The organism is Actinoalloteichus fjordicus (assembly GCF_001941625.1).
Lineage (GTDB): Bacteria > Actinomycetota > Actinomycetes > Mycobacteriales > Pseudonocardiaceae > Actinoalloteichus_A > Actinoalloteichus_A fjordicus.
On the sequence record NZ_CP016076.1, the window covers coordinates 5,856,100 to 5,874,552 of the forward strand.

Below are 18,453 nucleotides of genomic sequence, written 5' to 3' on the forward strand. Positions count from 1 at the left end.
TTCCGAGGGTTTTTCAGGACGGCCAGCCCTCGGAATCTCGCGCCTCCGCCTGGCTGGGGTGCGCATCTCTCCGGACTAGGGCGGAAAACTTGCCTTAATCAAGAGTGCCGATCAGACACCTACGGACCGGGTTTAGTCTAGACGAACGAATACACTCTCCCCCAAGCAGATCCATATACAGGATATGAGCTGAATCGCTCCGTCGACGACCGTAGACCGATCTTCGCGGACCCGACCTGCAGAATTTATCAGACCTCGCCCGACGTGGAATCGGAAGCCACTTCGACGGTCACGAACGCAGGATTCGCTGAGCATCCGGGACCCCCTGAATCTTCTGATACAGAATCACGTACCCGTGAAGGACCGTGAGCTGCCAACCAGGAGGGAGGACGTCAATTATCGCCTCGAACACATCCTCAGCCGATGCATCGGAGCGAATAGACACAATCTCCCCATAGGGGCCACCTAGCACGTCAGTAGATTTAATCCGAGCGCTCTCATATCGAAACACGTAAGGAAGATGCGCCTTCAACTCGACCAGCAGGTCAGCCAATGCCAGACCACCAGAAAGCTCACCACAAGGCCAGTCTAAACGCACCGGGTACTTCGCATCAAAGCTTTCGACGTTCAGTCGAGTCGTGTCCCGCTCTTTCCCAGGGTCATTGGATCCAAATCCTCCGCTATTCCAGGATGCTCGACCCGCCTCGCGGTTTCGATTAATAAGCATGGTTTCCGGAGTCACCACGGGAAGATCGGACTCGACATAAAGACAAGTGAACGACACATCGTCCAGGAAGATACCTCTTCTTCCCGACAATTTGCGCCGATGCTTCTCCAACCGCGAGGGAAGAGAATTGGCCTTGCCCACATAAACGACCTCGCCATGATGACGCAGCTGATATACACCTGCGCGAGGATCTAGAGCGTCTACGTGTTCAGACGTCAACGGAGCTGGCTCTAGCTGCTCGATCGACTCCAGCAGTTGGTCCCCCAAAGCTTTCATAATGCTGAGACGAAACTCGGCACTGTTCGCCATCCCCAACGTCCTCTCCATCACCCCTGGTCCACCGGGAGCCTACCGCCCATGACCCGCATCACACCACCGCGTGAACCACGCAACTCGAACTGGTGTTCTAGCCACCGCCGCCTTCCGCTGAGCAGTCCCCGCGGTAGGGTTCGGCCATGACCAGGATGGCAGCTTCCCGCCAACAGGGCAGGTCACGCCCTACGCCGACGGAAATCGGCACCAGCATTGAGCTATTCACTGGCGGTGGGGGACTCGCGCAGGCCATGCACAACGCCGGCTTCCGACACCTCCTCTGCAACGAGTCCGCGAAGCGCGCATGCGAGACCCTCCGGGAGAACGGAGCCATCGACTGGTCGACGGGGCTCAACCAAGACCGATCGATCAACGACTCATGGCCGCTGATCGAAGGAGACATCCGCGAACTCGTCGACGGGGGACGGTTTGAGAAGAGCGTCTTCAAGAATTTGGAGGGGAAGGTGGACGTCGTAGCGGGAGGGCCACCGTGCCAACCCTTCAGCCTCGGCGGGGTCCACAAAGGCGACGAAGACGCTCGAAACATGTTCCCTGAGCTGTTTCGAGTTGTTCGCGAGACAAGACCGAAGGCGATTGTCTGCGAGAATGTCCGAGGACTACTTCGCCCAAGCTTCAATGACTATTTCAAGTACATCTTGAATGAGCTTCGCGCCCCATTCGAAGAACGAGATGACTCAGAAGAATGGTCAGACCACAACGGCAGACTGCTTGACATACTAAAACACGATCCCAGCGACCCGTCGGAGCGCTATTCGGTCTACCCAATCACAGTCAACGCCGCAGACTACGGCGTCCCACAGGTTCGAAACCGAATCATTATCGTCGCATTTCGCAATGACCTGGCGGTCGACTGGAAGACGCCTATATCGACCCATTCAGAAGCGAGCTTGTGGGAAGATCAGGACCCGGAATCTGGAGGATATTGGGACAGGCACGGTACTTCGCCAAGCACCCATCATCTGGAGAGGTTCCGCCGGCCGAGCAGTCTGGACTTGGAGGAAGCAAGGACCCGGCTGCCATGGCGAACTCTTCGTGACGCATTGAGCTACGCACCGGAAGACCTGGCGGGGACACTGGAGGGTATTCAGCCACACCCGCTGCCGGAGATTGCCCCCGGAGAAAGCCACCCGCACTTCTTCCACCACATCGGCTGGCCCGGGGCACGGATATATAAGGGCCACACGCCAAATCTTCTAGACCGTCCCGCGAAGACCGTGAAAGCAGGAGTGCATGGCGTTCCCGGTGGGGAGAATGTGCTACTCAAGGACGATGGAACCCACCGGTACATGACCGTCCGCGAAGTGGCTCGGGCAATGACCTTTCCGGATCAATGGCTTCTATCTGGGCCTCGAACTGAACAAATGCGACAGTTGGGCAATGCCGTTCCTGTACGACTTGGGGAGGTATTCGCCCGTGCTGTGGCCGAAGCGCTGTACCCCATGACTGCGATGCGCGCGGCCGTCTCGTGAGCGGTGACTCGGGCTGGCGCGGCGCCCCGCAGTCAGAGGACGCCTGGCGACCGGCTCCCGACCAGTCCCCGGTCGAACGGGCATTGGAACAGGATCTCGCCGCACGTGGCAGGCACGTGCGGGTGATCAAGCTGCCTGATGGGCGGACGACACGTGGGTCAATCGAACTGAAACAGAGTGGGAGACGTGTCTATGCCTACCTACGCTTTTACACCGAAGGACGAACTCACTGTCGATACGTCGGCCGAGTCGATGGTGAGACTCGGCAGGAGAACCTCGCAGCAGCCTGGCACATCGTGATGAGAAAAAGTCTGCTCGTCTGGAATGGCTTCACTGGCAACGAATCCCGCGCCGAGACGTGACTGCCGCCTCAACCCGATCGGCGGCGGCAATTGGGTTCTCGTGCTCCCATATTCGGATCACCAGCCATCCCGCCTCCGTCAGCAATACGTCCGTCTCCCGATCTCGGCGCTGATTCGCAGCGATCTTGTCCGACCAGAACTGAGAGTTCCGTCGCGAGGGCCGGTGATGATCAGGGCACCCATGCCAGAAACAACCGTCCACCATCACCGAGAGCCGAGCAGGCCCGAAGACGATGTCCGCCCGCCGGCGGAGTGCTGGCACCGGCCTGCGGTCGACCCTATAACGCAGCCCTCGTCGATGCAGCTCGGTGCGTAACCGTAGTTCTGGAGTCGTGTCGCGGCTGCGTACCTGCTTCATACGAGCACTCACGACCGGGTCGACGTCCGCCATCCCCTTAGTCGTAACGTCGGCTCTCATACGACCGAGCCTAGTTGTGGCGGCCGACGGTCCTCGTACAGCCTCCAGTGTGAACGGGCTCAACCGACGACCGCGTTCTGCAGGCCGATTGCGAGCCAATGGGCCCCCGATCCCACCGTCTCGGCGCGTCTCGGCGGGCGGGGGTGAGCCCACGTCGCCGGACGCGCCAAGTGGGGTGGATCAGCCGAAGAAGACCTCGGCCTCGGCGTACCGCGAGGCCGGGACGGTCTTGAGTTCGGCGGTGGCCTCGGCCAGCTTGACCCGGACGATGTCGGTGCCGCGCAGGGCGACCATCACGCCGAAGTCGGAGTCGTGCACCGCGTCGATGGCGTGCAGGCCGAAGCGGGTGGCCAGCACCCGGTCGTAGGCCGTCGGGGTGCCGCCGCGCTGGACGTGGCCGAGGACGACCGCCCGCGACTCCTTGCCGGTCCTGGTGGCGATCTCCTCCGCCAGCCAGTTGCCGACGCCGCCGAGGCGGACGTGGCCGAACGCGTCCTTCTCGCCGTGGCTGAGCACGGCCTCGCCGCCCTTGGGCACCGCGCCCTCGGCGACGACGATGATCGGGGCGTACTCCCGCTCGAAGCGCCGCTCGACCCAGCCGACGACCTGGTCGATGTCGAACTCGCGCTCCGGGGTCAGGATCACGTTCGCGCCACCGGCCAGGCCGGAGTGCAGCGCGATCCAGCCCGCGTGACGGCCCATGACCTCCACGACCAGCGCGCGGTGGTGGGACTCCGCCGTGGTCCGCAGTCGGTCGATGGCCTCGGTGGCGATGTGGACCGCCGTGTCGAAGCCGAAGGTGTAGTCGGTGGCGTTGAGGTCGTTGTCGATCGTCTTCGGGACGCCGACGACGCCGATGCCGTCGTCGGTCAGCCGCTTCGCCACGCCGAGGGTGTCCTCGCCGCCGATCGCGACCAGCGCGTCGACACCCTGGTCGGCCAACGTCGCGCGGATGGCGTCGACACCGCCCTCGACCTTGTACGGGTTGGTCCTGGAGGAGCCCAGGATGGTCCCGCCCCTGGTGAGGATGTCCTCCACCTGGTCGAGCCCGAGCGGCTTGGTCAGTCCCTCGATCGGGCCTCTCCAACCGTTGCGGAACCCGACGAATTCGTGCCCGTAGACCTCGACGCCCTTGCGGACCACCGCACGGATGACCGCGTTCAGACCCGGACAGTCGCCGCCGCCGGTGAGCACACCGATGCGCATCTTCTCGTCTCGCCTCCTGTGTCAGCCTCGCCGGTCGGACCGACCGGCCTCGCCGTGCCCGACCGTTCTCCGACCTACCGGCAGCGCCACGCCCGAGCGTCCGCAGTGAAGAACAGGGGCGCCGTGAGCCTGCCACGAACTGGATCGGTGCAGCAATGGGGGTGGACCATCCGACCCCGCATCGACATGATCGACGCCTGCGGCCAGGCCGGATTCGTCGGCCGTCGATCTAGTGGGACGGCGATGCCGAAGAGCCCGCCGCGGCGTTGCGCTCCTCCCAGTGTCGCTGGATGACGCGCCAGCGGGCCAGATTGTGGCGGGCGTCGGCCAGCGCGTCGTGCGCGTCCAACGGGGCGGGCGGCAGGGTGGGTCTACCGACGTCCTCCCAGCGCTGTCGCAGTTCGCGGGTGAACCGGGGCACGGGGCGCGGCAGCGCGGGCATGGCACCCCAGAGCTGGGCGAGTGCGACGTGGTCGTAGGCGGCGAACCACGCCCACAACTCGATGTCCTCCCCCGGCTCGCGCAGGTACTCCAGCAGGTTCCGGCGGATCGCATCGCGGCTCTGCCAGGCCCGGTCCGCAGGCGGGGGAAGCTTGGGCAGTACGTTGCGCCGCACCCACTGGCCTGCCCTGTCCGGGTCGAACTCGGTGGACACCGCATAGAACTCGCGGCCCTGCTCGTCGACTGCCCCGATCGAGACCAGCTCGATCGTCGTGCCGTCCTCGATGAACTCGCAGTCGTAGAAGTAACGCACCGAACCACCCTAAGGGTCGGCGTCGTCCGGGCGAGGCGCGCGCCTGCCGTGCCGCCGTGATTCGCGCGGAGAAGAGCAAGATCGCGCCCGGCGGTGGACGAGGTCCACGAACGGCTCCTCGGGCCGTGCAGACGGTGTGGGCCCGGAGTGAGGCCTCGTCCCCATCCCGTCCCGCATGCCGAAGGGCCTCGCCGTCCGAGTGGATGCGGGAGGCCCCTTCCGTGGCCAGCGCGGGCCGGTCAGCGCGGAAGTGCGGCGTCCCGCCCGGTGGTGCCCGCCCGCAGCCGATCGACCCCGCCGAGGCGCGGCGTCACGCGCGGCATCGGATCACGGCCACCTCGCACGGGGCAGGCGACCGGTGGGTTGCGGGATGGCTCCGGGCGGCACTCCGCCAGGGACGCGGTTCGCGTTCGGGGCGGTCGGGTCGCCGAGACCTGGGCTGCCGGTCAGCCCGCCTTGGACTCCGGAAGCCGATCGCCCGTCTGCCGGGTCTTCGTCGCGGCGTCGACCTCGCCGGAGAGCTCGGCCTTGGCCTTGGTGGCGTAGACGTCGACGTACTCCTGGCCGGACAGCTCCATCAGGGCGTACATGATCTCGTCGGTGATCGATCGCTCGACGAACCGGTCACCGGCCAGACCCTCGTAGCGGGAGAAGTCCAGCGGCTTCCCGACGACGATCCTGATCGGGTAGGGCCGCCACATCTTGGAGCCGATCGGGTTGGCCTTGTCCGTGCCGAAGACCACCACGGGGATCACCGGGACCTCCGACTCCAGCGCCATGCGCGCCACACCCGTCTTGCCCTTGTACAGCCTGCCGTCCGGGGAGCGGGTGCCCTCGGGGTAGATGCCGAGCAGCCTGCCCTCCTTGAGCAGTCGCACGGCCGTGTTCATCGTCGCCTGCGCCGCCGAGCCGCCGGAGCGATCGATGGGCACCTGCCCGATCGAGGTGAAGAACAGCTTCTTCAGCCGTCCCTTGATCCCCTTGCCGGTGAAGTACTCCCGCTTGGCGAGGAAGGTCACCCGCCGAGGGATCTTCAACGGCATGAAGAAGGAATCGGCCACCGCCACGTGGTTACCCGCGAGGATCGCCCCGCCTTGCTGCGGAATGTTTTCGGCACCCTCGATCCGAGGCCGAAAGAACAACCGCATTAGGGGTCCCAAGAAGATGTGCTTCATCAACCAGTAGACCACTGACCGCGCGCCTCCCTAACGACCACCGCTCGGCGGACCAGCCTGCGGGCATCGCCGACCAAGAGTACGGACCACACCACCGGTCGCACAACGTGAGCGTCTGTGATAGCGGCGAGACTCGACCGTCCGTCAGGCGGGCTTTCCTCCCGCAGGTCCGGTGAGCGTGGCACGATGGCGCTGCCGCTTCTCTGCGGTGTCGATCACGGATGCGAGGGAGGCGACGGTGCCCGTGATGGCCGGTGCCGAGCCGTTCAGTCACGACGCCTCCGGTGAGATCGGTGTCCTGCTCTGCCATGGCTTCACAGGGTCGCCGCAGAGCATGCGGCCCTGGGCGCGACATCTCGCCGAGGCCGGGTTCAGCGTGCGATCGCCGCTGCTCCCGGGCCATGGAACACACTGGCGTGAGCTGAACCGAACTCGCTGGCAGGACTGGTACGACTGTGATGCCGATGCGTTCGACGAGCTGCGCTCCCGCTGCGACTCGGTCTTCGTCTTCGGCCAGTCGATGGGCGGGACGCTCGCGTTGCGACTCGCCCAGCAACGCGGCGCCCAGGTCGCCGGGGTGATGTTGGTCAACCCGTCGGTGATGTCCTTGCGCAAGGGGATCGCCGCGCTGCCGGTGCTGTCCAGGGTGTGGCCTTCGCTACCCGGCATCGCCGGGGGCATCGCCAAGCCGGATGTGGCGGAGATCGCCTACGACCGCCTCCCGCTCCGGGCGATGGCGAGTCTGGCGCAGCTGTGGCGGCTGGTCCGAGCCGACCTGCCGGTGGTCACTGCGCCCATGGTGCTGTGCACCTCGCCAGCCGACCCGGTCGTGGAGCCGGTGAACTCGCAGATCATCGCCGACGGCGTTCGCAGCGCGGACCTCGTGCAGATGCCGCTGCCCGACAGCTCCCACGTCGCGACGCTCGATCATGACGCCCCGCAGATCTTCGCGCGCAGTGTCGAGTTCGTGAGACGAGTGGCCGACGAACGAGCCGGGAGCCGGTCATGACACGCGGCATGGGCAGCGCAGACGGGCCCGAGGACATCGACGCCGCGTTCGCCGAGATCGTGGCGGGCCTGAAGCGCGAGTCGGATGCGGTGCCGAGCTGGCCGCAGGACGAGCAGGCCGATGCGGAGCGCGGCGGCCAGCGCGCTCGCCGAGCCGAGCGCGAGGAGCGTCCCGCCCGCGAGAAGCACGTCGAGCCGGAACCCGCGCCCGAGCCCACCCCGCCGCCGGTCGAGCCGGTCCCGGACGAGGGCCACTTCGAGCCGCCGGAGCCGCCGCCGCTGCCTCGGCTGCGACGAAGCACCATCGGTGCGCTGGTGATGTTCGCGGTGGGTCTGATCCTGCTCGTCGTCCCCGGCGTGATCGGCCTCACCAGACAGGTCGGCCTGCCCCTCGGCCTGCTGATCATCAGCGGCGGAGTGGGCTGGCTGGTGTATCGCATGCGGCAGGGGCCGCCGCCGGACTCCGGTTGGCACGACGGGGCACAGATCTAGTCGGCGGGACGGACCAGGGGTCCCCGCCGGGAGTGCCGCCGAAAGGGCTTCAGATCGGACTCTCCGCGCCGAGCGTCCCGAGGCAGGGGATCTCAACGCGGACGGCTTCGACGCGGGCCGACCCGAGCGACAGGCGCCGCAGTGGAGCCCCAGCCGCCGAGAGCCCGGCCTCGTGGGCATCGGCCGTCGGTGTCTTTCGAGGCCGCCGCTAGCCCGTCTGCTCGACGTGGTCCCTGGCCAGCTCGGCGGCGCCGACGATGCCCGCGAGATCACCCAGTTCCCCGAGCTGAATCCGCGCGGCAGGGCGGAATCCCGCGCCGGTCATCGCCTCGGCGTGCCGGGCCCTGGCCCGGTCGAGGAACAGTTCGGCCGAGGCCGACACCCCGCCGCCCAACACGATGACCTCCGGGTCGTAGACGTCGGAGACCAGCGCCAGGCCGCTGCCCAGCCAGTGGGCGAACTCGGCCATCGCCGCCAGCGCGATCTCGTCGCCGTCCCGCGCCGCCTCGGCCACCCGCTGCCCGGTGAGCCGGGCGGGATCGTCGGCGATCTCGGTCAGGGTCGAGACGACGTCGGCCCGTTCAGCCAGCAGTTCGCGGGCCCTGGTCGCCAACGCCGTGCCGCTCGTGTAGCGCTCCCAGCAGCCCGACTTCCCGCACGGACAGGGCCGCCCTTCCGGCACGACGATGAGATGGCCGAGTTCCGGCGCGACGCCGAACGATCCGCGAAACAGCTGCCCGTCGATCAACAGGGCGGCGCCGATGCCCGTGCCGATCGCCACGAGCACCGCGACGCCCACCCCGCGCGCCGCGCCGAAGCGATGCTCGCCCAGCGCCGCCGCATTGACATCGTGTTCCAACACGACCGGCAGGCCGGTCCGTCGCGAGATCCGCTCGGCGACCGGCGCCCGCCGCCAGGCGAGGTGGGGTGCGAACCGCACCGAGGCACGATCGTCGCTGACGAAACCCGCGACGGCGAGTCCGACCGAGGCCACCTCGTGATCACGCATCAGCCGGTGGACGGTGTCCACCACGGCGTCGTCGAGCCGCTTCTCCTCGGCAGGCGTCCCGGTGCGCTCGATGCGCAGCACCGTGCCGTGCTCGTCGACCACTCCGGCTCGGACGCTCGTGCCGCCGACGTCCATGCCGATCGTCAGCAACGGTGCGTCCGCTCGACGCCGATGCGCTGCACGCGCTCCGACTCCTCAGCCGGCACCTGCCCCGGCCGCGCCGAGGCCGCCGTCGACTGGACGGTCCGTTCTCGGCGGGTCGACTGCGGCTGATCAGGATCGTCTCGGTCGGCGGGGGCCTGCCGGTCGACCCTGATGGGGCGAACTCTCGACGAACTCGGCTGTGCCGTCGAGGTCGGGTCCGCTCCGGCGGCGGCGGTGGACCGGCCGAAAGCCGCAAAGGCAGCGGCGACTCGATCCACGACGGCCGGGTCGTCGTGCGGAGCGCTGTCGTCGGCGCCGCTGCGGGCAGCGACAGGACCACCGCTGGCGGAGGCGGCATCGCCACCGTCCCGAGCAGCGGCGTCCCCACCGCCGCAGGCACCGGACTCGGCAGGCCGGGGCCGGTGGTCATCATCGGGTTCGGCGCGGTCCGCCGCCGATCCGGCGTGCTCGGACGCACCAGAAGTCTGCCCGTTCGACTCGGCGGACGTCGGCCCGTTCGACTCGGCACCGGCGGCCGGTTCGTGCACCATCGCGCGCACGGCGTCGAGCAGGCTCATCGCCTGCTCGGCGAGCCGGAGGCCGAGTTCGGGGCGCTCGCCCCGGAACAGTCCGATCGCGGCGCACAACGGACACCAGCCGCAACTGTTCGACGGAGCCTCCGCCGCGCCCCCGACCCGCGAGCCGTCGCCTGCCGGGGTGCCCGGAGCAGCGGCTTCATCCTCGGCCGTCGGTCGGGCGGAGTCCTCGCTCGCCGCCCCGGCGAACCCGGAGTGTCCGGCTGCCCGGCCCTCGTCCGTCGACGCCGCTCGGCGGGCATCCCGGTCCGACGCAGGTGCCTCGGCAGCGTTCCGTTCTCCGTGGTGCGCGGGCGCGCCGTGATCGACTGCGCCACCGTGATCCGCCGCCCCACGGTGAGCAGCGCCCCCGTGGTGATCGGCCCCGTGGTGATCGGCCCCGTGATGATCGGTCCCGGCGCTCGGCTCGTCCGCCGCCGCCCTGGCGCGCAGGGCGAGCAGCACCGGCTGGGCGCGATCGTGCAGCAGCTCCAGAGTTCGACGCAGTTCGGTCCCGAGGTCGCGAGCAGCGTCGCCTGCCCGCCCCGACGAGCCCCCCGGCTCAGTCACGGTCGATCACCGCATCCACAGTGCCGGGTCGGGCTGGAAACGGACGGTCACGCCGTCGTCGTCCGCGCTGGCGCCGGAGACGACACAGCGGCGCAGCACCGAGGGCAGGGCGACGAGCCGCCTGCGGCCGTCCACGGTCACCACCAGCTCGTCACCTGCCCTGGCCAGGTCGAGACGATCCTCGGCAGACAGGGGCAGCGCGATGGTCAGCAGGTACTCGCCGTCCGGCGTGGCGGGTCGCCGCACCGACAGCAGCGGACGGTCGGGCGCCCTGCGCAGCGGGTCGCGCTCGCCGTAGAGGTCGTCGGCGACGACCAGCAGCGCCGAGGCGCCCACCGGCTCCCCGGCCCGATGCCCTGCGGTCCAGACGGGCACGGCGGTCTCCCGCCGCACCTCGTCCAGCACGGCCTGCTGCTCGGCTCGGCGGGTCCGCAGCCAGTCGGCTGCCACGCCGCGATCCGCACCAGGATCGGGTACCAGCCGGTTGACCAGCAGGGCGTCCACCGCGATGCCCTGGAGGGTGAGCACGGTGACCGTGCGTCGGGTCTCGGCGGCGACGACGCGCTCCGGCGTCAAGACCAGCCGGACGCCGGTCACGTCGCGGTCGGTGAGCAGGGCCCGCAGGCCCTCCAGCCTGCCCGCGAGATCGCCGAGCCCGCTCGCGAGGGCATCCCACTTGTCGAGGCTGCCGCCCGCGAGGGTGCCCAGCAGTCCGCGCACCGCGCGGCGATGTGCGGGGAAGAGTCGTTCGAGATAGCCGGCCAGTGCCTCCGGCAGGGCCAGCAGTCGCAGCGTCTCCGCGGTGGGGCCGCAGTCGACGATCACCGTCTCCCAGGGGCCCGCCTGCGCGATCCTGGCGACCTCGGTGAGCGCGAGCAGCTCCTCGATGCCGGGAAGCACGGTCAGCTCCTCGGCGTCCAGCTCGTCGAGGCCCGCCCCGGCGAGCATCGTCCGCAGGTGATCGCGCAGCGTCCGCCACGCCTGATCGACGAGTCCCCTGGTCTCGATGTGCCCCGCGAACAGCCCGGAGTCCACCTCCACCGGCTCGTCGCCGAGGGCGAGGCCGAACGCGTCGCCCAGCGAGTGCGCCGGATCGGTGGAGACGACCAGGGTCTTGACCCCGTCCCGAGCCAGCCGGGCGGCGGTCGCGGCGGCCAGGGTGGTCTTGCCGACCCCGCCCTTGCCGGTGAACAGCAGCAGGCGCACGTTCTCGTCTACTCCGGTCGAGCCGGCGAGGAACCGCCCTCGACCCGACGCTTGAGCTCCTTCAGCGCCGTGTCCATCACGACCTTCTCCGCCTTGCGCTTGAAGAGGCCGATCATCGGGATGGTCAGGTCGACCGACAGCGTGTAGGTCACCGTCGTCGGGCCGTCCGGGCCCTTCGGGTCGAGCCGGTAGCTGCCGCGCTGCGCCTTCTGCATCTGGCCCTCCACGAGGACCCAGCTCACCGAGAGGCCGTCGGCGGCCCATTCATAGGCCAGCGCGTACTTGTCCTTGAGGACGCCCGCGTCCAGGGAGAACCGGACCTGGCGGGCCCGTCCGTCGTCGTCCTCGGCGAGGACCTCCGTGCTCTTGAGATTGCCCGCCCACTCGGGGTAGGCCGTGAAATCCGCGATGACCCCCATGATGCGGTTGGCGGGTGCATCGATCACGAGGGACTGGGTGGACTCGTCGGCCATGTCAGGCAGGCTACCGTGTCGTAAGTCCCCGCCGGTGACGATGCTCCGTGTCCAGGGCCCCCGTCGGTGACCATGCTCCGGCGTCCGGGCCCCCGCTGGCGACGATGCGCCGGGGGTCGGGGCCCAGTGGGTGACGATGCTCGTGGCGGCTCACCACTGGAGCACGTACGGGACCCCGGTCTGCTGGAAGTGACCGACGTTGACGCATTCCGTGCCGTCGACACGCATTCGCGGGGCCAGCGGCTGATGGACGTGTCCGAAGACCGACCAACGCGGCCGATGCTCCCGCAGTGCCCGCCGAATCCCGTCCGAGCCGAGTTCACTGTGCCGGGCGACGACGTCGTAACAGAGTTCCGGCACCGACGGCGGGATGTGGGTGCAGAGGAGGTCGACCGCGCCCAGCCCGGCGATCGCGGCGTCGAAGTCCGCCGCCGACCGCAGGTACGGCTTCCACGGCGAGCCGGGACGGGCTCGGACGCCCGGCGGGAAGAGCGCGCCGCCGACGAAGCCGACGCGCATCCCGTCGAGTTCGACCGTCTGACCGTCGAGCACCGTCACGTTCGGCCCAGCGAACTCCGACCACAGTTCGGGATTGTCGACGTTTCCCGGCGTCGCGAACGTCGGGACGGTCATGGCGGCGAAGAGCCGGGCGTACTGCTCGCGGACGGCGGCGTCGACCTTGGCCGCCGCGTCGTCCAGGCCTGCCCACAGCGAGCGGATGTAGGCGCCAGCCTCACCGGTCGGCGAGCGGCGCAGCTCGCCGAAGCGCGCCACCCGCTCGGCGCCGAACAGGGCGCCGAAGATTCCGTTCCCGGGTTCCAGATAGTCGACGAAGTCGAGCAGGTCGCCGAGGACGATGAGGGCGTCGGCCCCTTCGCCGGCCTTGGCCAGACCCTCGACGTTGCCGTGCACGTCGGACACCACATGAACCCGCACTCGGCCGAACCTACCGGTCGCCGGGGCCGGTGCGGAGTCCAACGGGCCTGCGGTGCTCCGTGATCGGCGCGCGGCGGCGACGTCGGTCAGGGCTGCACGGGCGGTCCGCCCGGCACCCGCCCCGCCTCCAGCCTGCACTTGAGGTCGAGGGCGGCCCGGCGACCGACGACACGCCAGCGGCGGGCCAGTCGGCCGAGCGCGACCACGCCGGGCGAACGCGGCCTGCCGTCCGGGCCGAGCGGGTCGGCTCGGAGGTAGTAGTGCAGGACGGTCCCGTCGAGCACCGGTTCCAGCCAGATCTCCATGGTGCCGTGCACTGGTCCGCTCACCGTCCAGCAGCGGCCCTTGATGCCTCGGTCGGCGTAGACCCGAAGGTTCAGCTCCGGCCAGTACCGCGCAGCGAACGCGGGGTCGGCCACCTCGGCGGAGACGACGCGCGGCGGCACCGCGAGGAAGGTGTCGTCGGCGAGATCCAACACGTGCATGACCCACGAGCCTGCCAGTGCCGGGCGGTCAGACGACACCGGGCCTGTTCCCCCGACGGGTGGTTGGTTAGGTTGCTGTCCGTGACAGTCTCACCAGGAGGTACCGGTGCGTGAGTTCAGTGTCCCCGCCTCCACCACGGTCTCCGCCGAGGAGAACCTCACCGACATGGTGTGGGCCAACGCGGATCGCTTCGCGGGCACCGTCAGCTTCCGCCGCCGGGTGGAGGGCACCTGGATCGACGTGACGGCGGCCGACTTCGCCGCGCAGGTCATGTCGGTGGCGAAGGGACTGATCGCGGCCGGTTTAGAGCCGGGTGACCGGATCGCGTTGATGTCACGCACCCGCTACGAATGGAGTCTGCTGGACTTCGCGATCTGGGCGGCGGGCGCGGTCAGCGTCCCGATCTACGAGACGTCCTCCGCCGACCAGGTCGAATGGCTGCTCGCGGACTCGCAGGCCAAGGCGGTGATCGTGGAGGACGCCGATCACCGGCGCCGCGTCGACGCCGTGGTCGACCTGCTGCCCGAGGTCCGCCACGTCTGGCAGATCGAGGGGCCCGACGGACAGACCGGCGCGGCGGGGGCGGTGGACGAGCTGACCGCGTTGGGCGGTGCGATCCCCAACGCGCGGGTTCGGGCCCGCAGCCGCGCCGTCGGCGCCGACGACCTCGCGACGCTGATCTACACCTCGGGGACCACCGGCCGCGCCAAGGGCTGCGAGCTGACCCACCGGAATCTCCTCGCCGAGGTCCGCGCCGACATCACCGCCTACCCGAAACTGTTGGAGCCGGGGAACTCGGTGTTGATGTTCCTGCCGATGGCGCACGTACTCGCCAGGGCGATCGCGATCTGCGCCGTGTACGCCAGGACCACGCTCGGCCACACCAGCCAGATCGCGAGCCTGGTCAGCGACCTGGGCACCTTCCGGCCGACGTTCGTGCTGACCGTGCCCCGCGTCTTCGAGAAGGTCCATGCGAAGGCCAGGGCCCAGGCCCACGACAGTGGTCGAGGCAGCGTGTTCGACGCGGCCGAGAAGACCGCGATCGCCTACAGCAGGGCGCGCGAGGCGAGCGGCCCCTCGATCGGGCTGCGCGTGCGACACGCGATGTTCGACCGGCTGGTGTACCGACGACTGCGCGCCGCGCTCGGCGGGCGCTGTGTGGCGGCCGTCTCCGGCGGTGCGCCGCTGAGCGAGCGGCTGACGCACTTCTTCCGGGGCGTGGGCATCCCCGTCCTCGAAGGCTACGGACTGACCGAGACCACCGCCGCCGCCTGCGTGAACACCCTGGACGCCGCGCGAATCGGCACGGTGGGCAGGCCGGTGGCGGGCACGACGGTGCGCATCGCCGACGACGGCGAGGTGCTGATCAAGGGGGAGATCGTCACCCGCGGCTACTGGAACGACGTGGCGGCCACGGCGCAGGCCATGCCCGACGGCTGGTTCCACACCGGCGACCTCGGCGAACTTGATTCGGCAGGCTTCCTACGGATCACCGGCCGCAAGAAGGAGATCATCGTGACGGCGGGCGGCAAGAACGTCGCACCCGCCGCGCTGGAGGATCGGGTCCGGGAGCATCCGCTGGTCAGCCACTGCATGCTGGTCGGCGACCGACGCCCGTTCATCGGCGCGCTGATCACGCTGGACGACGAGGCGCTGGCAGGCTGGCGGGCCCGTCGGGGACTCGGCAACGCGAGTTCCGCCGCTCGTGCCGACGATCCTGACCTGCTCCGCGAGCTGCAGCGGGCCGTGGACGCGGCGAACGAGTCCGTGTCCACGACGGAGTCGATCAAGCGATTCCGGGTGCTCGACGAGGACTTCACCGAGGCAGGCGGCGATCTGACGCCCAGCTTGAAGCTGCGCAGGAACGTCATCGTTCAGAGCCGCGCCGTGGACATCGAGTCGATCTACCAGACCTGAACACGATCCGAGGGCGAGCCTCGATCTGCGGGGGACGGGCGTCGCGGGGGTCCGCCCCCCGTAACAGCACAGCAGGAAACGAAGAAGGGCTCTTTCTCGATCGGGCCGGAGCGCAGTCCGTCCAGTCCGGGGCGCGGCGCCGCAGGCGGAGACGGGCGCCGGGCCGAACGCGATCGGTGTCCCCCGCACGGTCGAAGTCCCCGGCAGACGATTATCCTGCCGCGGTGCCGCCGGTGATCGAATCCTGCGCCTGCGCAGACCCCGGAGATCGGCGTCGCCGGGAGATCCGGTGCCTGCCGAGGCTCAGCCGTCGAGCAGCCGCGCCAGCCGCGTGGCGAGGTCGGTCCAGCGCCAGTGTCGGGAGACCCAGTCGCGGCCTGCCCTGCCGATCGCCGCAGCCCGCTCCGGATCGGCGAGCAGCCCGCCCACCTGATCGGCGACGGCCGCGACGTCCGTCCCGTCGACGACCGAGCCGGTGACGCCGTCCAAGACGGTCTCCGGTGCGCCGCCCGACCGGCCTGCCACCACCGGCAGCCCGGTCGCCGAGGCCTCCAGGAAGACGATGCCGAGTCCCTCGACGTCGAGGCCGCCGCCCCTGGTCCGGCAGGGCATCGCGAAGACGTCTCCGGCGGCGTAGTGCGCGGGCAGCTCCTCCCACGGCACCGAGCCGGTGAGGATCACATGGCCCGCCACCCCTCGGTCCAGCGCCAGCTTGTGCAGCCGATCGCGGTACGGGCCGCCGCCGACGATCAACAGCGCCGCGTCGGGCACCTGCCGACGGATCTGCGGCAAGGCCCGGATCAGCATGTCCTGGCCCTTGCGCGGCACGAGCCGGGAGACGCAGACCACCACCGGGCGGTCGCCGAGCCCGTGTCGACGCCGGATGTCGGCTCTGGCCGCAGGATCGGGTCGGAAGGTCTGCGTGTCCACCCCGGAGGGCAGGTGCTCCAGCGCCGCACCGGGGCCGAAGGCCGAGGAGAACCGTCCTCGGGTGTACCGACTGACGAAGGTCACGACGTCGGACGACGCGCCGATCCGCCGCAGCGCCGACCGCGCACCGGGCAGCATCGACCAGCCGACCTCGTGGCCGTGCGTGCTGGCCACCACTCGCCGCGCGCCCGCCTCCCGCAGCCACGGACCGAGCAGCGCCAGCGGGGCCGCCGCACCGAACCACACCGTGTCGCACTTCCCGGCGCGCAGGACGTCGCGGGCCCGGCTCAGGACATCGCCGGTCGGCAGCATCAGGCTCGTCGGGTGCCGCACCACCTCGAAGGGCTGGGCCGCGTCGAAGTCGACATGCGAACCGGCCCGCCCCTCCCAGGAGGGCGCGTAGACGGTCAGCTCCTGCGCGGGCAGCCTGGTCGCGAAGGCGTGCAGATACGCCTGGATGCCGCCGGGACGCGGCGGGAAGTCGTTGGTCACCAAGAGGGTCCGACGCACCGGACCGAGACTAATGCGCGTCGGCCCGTAGTCCTCGGTGGGGCGGCGATCTCGAGAGTGGTGAGCGCGTCCGCGCCCCTGGCCGTGCATCGATGAAGCCGACCGGTCCGCGCTGGCAGACCCCGCTCTCGACGACGGCCGAGGCCGCGCGGCGGCTTTCGACGTCCCGCCCGGCGGCGGACACCATGTCCGCCTCAGCCGAACTCGTCCGCCAGCATGCTCCGCCAGTCGGCGAGCAGCGCCGTCCGGCCGAGCCCGAACTCGGACCGCAGCACGCGGTCGACGTCGTCCTCGGCCCACTCGCCCTGGATCGCCAGCCGCCGGTACAGGTTGACCACCCTGGTCTCGCCGTAGCGGGTGGCGAGGAAGTCGAGCAACGACCACGAGGTCTGATAGGCGAGGTCGAGCCGCCTGCCGCCCTCGTGGAACTCGCCGTCTGCGGGGAGCGCAGGCACCGCGAGCGGCGGCGTCGGGGGCGGCTGCCCGGTCCCCGGCGCCGATCCCTCCACGTCGGCGGCAGGCGAGCCCGAGATCAGCTCGTGCAGGTCGGGGGCGATCTGTCGGGGAGACAGCCCGCTGTCCCGGTAGCCGACGTAGTCGGCGAAGCCCTCCAGGAGCCACATCGGCGCTCCGGGGGCGGTCTGGCCCCTGGCCGCGACGTGGGTGACCTCGTGGCGCAGCACGACGCGCAGCGCCGTGTCGGACAGCCGGGCCGCCGACGTCGGATTCACCACGACGCGCTGCCCGGTGGCCCGGCCGGTGGCGGTGTCGACGGTGTCGGCGACCGCGAGGGCCGCGATGTCCTCCAGCGAGAAGACGTGACCGGCCTGCGCGTGGAACTCCTCGCTGGAGGCAGGCAGCAGCACGGCGGCCTGGCGGGACCAGTCCGTGCCCCAGACCTCGCTGACCGACCGGACGGCGTCGTCGAGTTCGTCGGCCACCCTGCGCGTCAACGCCGCGTTCTCCGGATGGCCGAGCACCAGACCGGAGCGGACCCGAAGCACCAGGCACGGGCCGTAAGACCAGGGGCCGCGCCAGGTCCGGCGGCCCTGCGACTCCAGGCCGGTGTCGGAGTTGACGTACCACTGTGCGCCGCGCCGAACGAAGAGGAACGCCATCGGCTTCCCGGTGCTCTCCTCGTCGACCCCGGCCAGGGCGTACCGCAGCTCCACCTCGGGCGCGGCGACCGCGTCCGGCCCGGAACGGACGGCGGGCGGCGGCGGCATCAGCGCGGCCGGGCGGACGAGCCGATAACTCCACTCGGCCAACGGGACGTCGGCCAGATTGGCGAACATCTCCCGTTCGGACCGCCGGAACTCGGGGTCCGCCGCCGGGTCCACCGTGGCCAGGAACGCCTGTTCGTCGCGGTCCAGCACCGCTCTGGCCCGTCGATCCAGCAGCCGGGCGACGGCTTCGTCGTCCGCCGTCAGATTCGCCGCGTCGGCGGCGGAGCCGGACGGCTCGCCCGTCATCGAACGCGATCGGAAGGGCAGCGGCGGGGGCGAGGCCGTCACGCTCGCCGCTTCCGCACGGCCGTCGAGCCGGTGGTCGTCGAGCCGATCGGCCCTAGGCAGCGTAATGAGGGCCAGCGCCGTCACCAGCACAGCGGTGATCGCGGCTGCCGCCCAACTGCGGGACCGCGACATCCCCGACACGATTCAGGATCTTAGAGCCTGCCTCGGATCGCCGCGCCTGTTGCGGCGAGGGTCACCTGACGCGACGCGGGCCCGCCGGGTCGACGACGGGCGATGGC

The 18,453-nt window shown here is 69.7% G+C and carries 17 protein-coding genes; 4 read left to right on the forward strand and 13 right to left on the reverse strand.

The genetic code is table 11. From position 1 onward, the window contains the following. Positions 1-289 precede the first annotated feature (289 nt). Positions 290-1,036 (reverse strand): GIY-YIG nuclease family protein, encoded by a 747-nt coding sequence (locus UA74_RS32420; protein WP_157434436.1) that lies wholly within the window; start codon positions 1,034-1,036, stop codon positions 290-292. A 146-nt stretch (positions 1,037-1,182) separates the two neighbouring features. Between UA74_RS32420 and UA74_RS24935 the strand changes: the two genes are divergently transcribed. Then, on the forward strand, positions 1,183-2,529 hold the full coding sequence (locus tag UA74_RS24935; RefSeq protein ID WP_083683605.1) for a DNA cytosine methyltransferase: 1,347 nt from the start codon (positions 1,183-1,185) through the stop codon (positions 2,527-2,529). A 330-nt stretch (positions 2,530-2,859) separates the two neighbouring features. Here the strand turns inward: UA74_RS24935 and UA74_RS24940 are convergent, their stop codons facing one another. From UA74_RS24940 to UA74_RS24955, 4 genes are all read right to left on the reverse strand, one after another. Then, on the reverse strand, positions 2,860-3,309 hold the full coding sequence (locus UA74_RS24940; protein ID WP_318533266.1) for a very short patch repair endonuclease: 450 nt from the start codon (positions 3,307-3,309) through the stop codon (positions 2,860-2,862). Positions 3,310-3,489: 180 nt separating this feature from the next. After that, complete coding sequence (locus tag UA74_RS24945; RefSeq protein ID WP_075742420.1) at positions 3,490-4,515, reverse strand: 6-phosphofructokinase; 1,026 nt, start codon at positions 4,513-4,515, stop codon at positions 3,490-3,492. Between the two features lie 229 nt (positions 4,516-4,744). Beyond that, complete coding sequence (locus UA74_RS24950; RefSeq protein WP_075742421.1) at positions 4,745-5,269, reverse strand: polyadenylate-specific 3'-exoribonuclease AS; 525 nt, start codon at positions 5,267-5,269, stop codon at positions 4,745-4,747. Between the two features lie 446 nt (positions 5,270-5,715). Next, positions 5,716-6,459, reverse strand: a complete 744-nt coding sequence (locus UA74_RS24955) for a lysophospholipid acyltransferase family protein (RefSeq protein ID WP_075742422.1) — start codon at positions 6,457-6,459, stop codon at positions 5,716-5,718. Between the two features lie 223 nt (positions 6,460-6,682). Here UA74_RS24955 and UA74_RS24960 point away from each other — a divergent pair, with 223 nt between their 5' ends. Both UA74_RS24960 and UA74_RS24965 read left to right on the forward strand, forming a co-directional pair. Further along, positions 6,683-7,453 carry an alpha/beta hydrolase gene (locus UA74_RS24960; protein WP_075744205.1) on the forward strand — a complete coding sequence of 257 codons (771 nt, stop codon included), beginning with the start codon at positions 6,683-6,685 and terminating at the stop codon, positions 7,451-7,453. Then, entirely contained in the window at positions 7,450-7,944 is a 495-nt protein-coding gene (locus tag UA74_RS24965; RefSeq protein WP_075742423.1) for a hypothetical protein, read from the forward strand. The genes UA74_RS24960 and UA74_RS24965 overlap by 4 nt, the downstream gene beginning before the upstream one ends. Positions 7,945-8,152: 208 nt before the next feature. Here the strand turns inward: UA74_RS24965 and UA74_RS24970 are convergent, their stop codons facing one another. From UA74_RS24970 to UA74_RS24995, 6 genes are all read right to left on the reverse strand, one after another. After that, positions 8,153-9,088 carry an ROK family protein gene (locus tag UA74_RS24970; RefSeq protein ID WP_075766335.1) on the reverse strand — a complete coding sequence of 312 codons (936 nt, stop codon included), beginning with the start codon at positions 9,086-9,088 and terminating at the stop codon, positions 8,153-8,155. 8 nt (positions 9,089-9,096) lie between these two features. Beyond that, a complete protein-coding gene (locus UA74_RS24975; RefSeq protein ID WP_075765588.1) occupies positions 9,097-10,242 on the reverse strand; it encodes a hypothetical protein in 1,146 nt (381 codons plus the stop codon). 6 nt (positions 10,243-10,248) lie between these two features. Next, a complete protein-coding gene (locus UA74_RS24980) occupies positions 10,249-11,448 on the reverse strand; it encodes an ArsA family ATPase (protein ID WP_075765590.1) in 1,200 nt (399 codons plus the stop codon). 8 nt (positions 11,449-11,456) lie between these two features. Beyond that, entirely contained in the window at positions 11,457-11,921 is a 465-nt protein-coding gene (locus tag UA74_RS24985; RefSeq protein WP_075742426.1) for an SRPBCC family protein, read from the reverse strand. A 150-nt stretch (positions 11,922-12,071) separates the two neighbouring features. Beyond that, positions 12,072-12,857, reverse strand: a complete 786-nt coding sequence (locus UA74_RS24990; protein WP_075744206.1) for a metallophosphoesterase family protein — start codon at positions 12,855-12,857, stop codon at positions 12,072-12,074. A gap of 86 nt (positions 12,858-12,943) precedes the next feature. Continuing rightward, positions 12,944-13,342 carry a hypothetical protein gene (locus tag UA74_RS24995; protein ID WP_075742427.1) on the reverse strand — a complete coding sequence of 133 codons (399 nt, stop codon included), beginning with the start codon at positions 13,340-13,342 and terminating at the stop codon, positions 12,944-12,946. 106 nt (positions 13,343-13,448) lie between these two features. Between UA74_RS24995 and UA74_RS25000 the strand changes: the two genes are divergently transcribed. Then, the gene (locus UA74_RS25000) at positions 13,449-15,260 is read left to right on the forward strand and encodes an AMP-dependent synthetase/ligase (protein ID WP_075765592.1); all 1,812 of its coding nucleotides are present in this window, start codon (positions 13,449-13,451) and stop codon (positions 15,258-15,260) included. Positions 15,261-15,563: 303 nt separating this feature from the next. Here the strand turns inward: UA74_RS25000 and UA74_RS25005 are convergent, their stop codons facing one another. Together UA74_RS25005 and UA74_RS25010 are read right to left on the reverse strand one after the other, a co-directional pair. Continuing rightward, positions 15,564-16,700: a glycosyltransferase family 4 protein gene (locus tag UA74_RS25005; protein ID WP_075765594.1), complete on the reverse strand. Its 1,137-nt coding sequence runs from the start codon at positions 16,698-16,700 to the stop codon at positions 15,564-15,566. A gap of 194 nt (positions 16,701-16,894) precedes the next feature. Beyond that, positions 16,895-18,346, reverse strand: coding sequence for a basic secretory protein-like protein (locus UA74_RS25010; protein ID WP_075742430.1), 1,452 nt, complete (start codon positions 18,344-18,346; stop codon positions 16,895-16,897). Positions 18,347-18,453 lie beyond the last annotated feature (107 nt).

What these genes read in the sequence shown, in the direction of transcription:
- UA74_RS32420 (WP_157434436.1), bottom strand. Translation starts at nt 1,036, where the DNA reads ATGGCGAACAGTGCCGAGTTTCGTCTCAGCATTATGAAAGCTTTGGGG.
- UA74_RS24935 (WP_083683605.1), top strand. Translation starts at nt 1,183, where the DNA reads ATGACCAGGATGGCAGCTTCCCGCCAACAGGGCAGGTCACGCCCTACG.
- UA74_RS24940 (WP_318533266.1), bottom strand. Translation starts at nt 3,309, where the DNA reads ATGAGAGCCGACGTTACGACTAAGGGGATGGCGGACGTCGACCCGGTC.
- UA74_RS24945 (WP_075742420.1), bottom strand. Translation starts at nt 4,515, where the DNA reads ATGCGCATCGGTGTGCTCACCGGCGGCGGCGACTGTCCGGGTCTGAAC.
- UA74_RS24965 (WP_075742423.1), top strand. Translation starts at nt 7,450, where the DNA reads ATGACACGCGGCATGGGCAGCGCAGACGGGCCCGAGGACATCGACGCC.
- UA74_RS24970 (WP_075766335.1), bottom strand. Translation starts at nt 9,088, where the DNA reads ATGGACGTCGGCGGCACGAGCGTCCGAGCCGGAGTGGTCGACGAGCAC.
- UA74_RS24985 (WP_075742426.1), bottom strand. Translation starts at nt 11,921, where the DNA reads ATGGCCGACGAGTCCACCCAGTCCCTCGTGATCGATGCACCCGCCAAC.
- UA74_RS24995 (WP_075742427.1), bottom strand. Translation starts at nt 13,342, where the DNA reads ATGCACGTGTTGGATCTCGCCGACGACACCTTCCTCGCGGTGCCGCCG.
- UA74_RS25010 (WP_075742430.1), bottom strand. Translation starts at nt 18,346, where the DNA reads ATGTCGCGGTCCCGCAGTTGGGCGGCAGCCGCGATCACCGCTGTGCTG.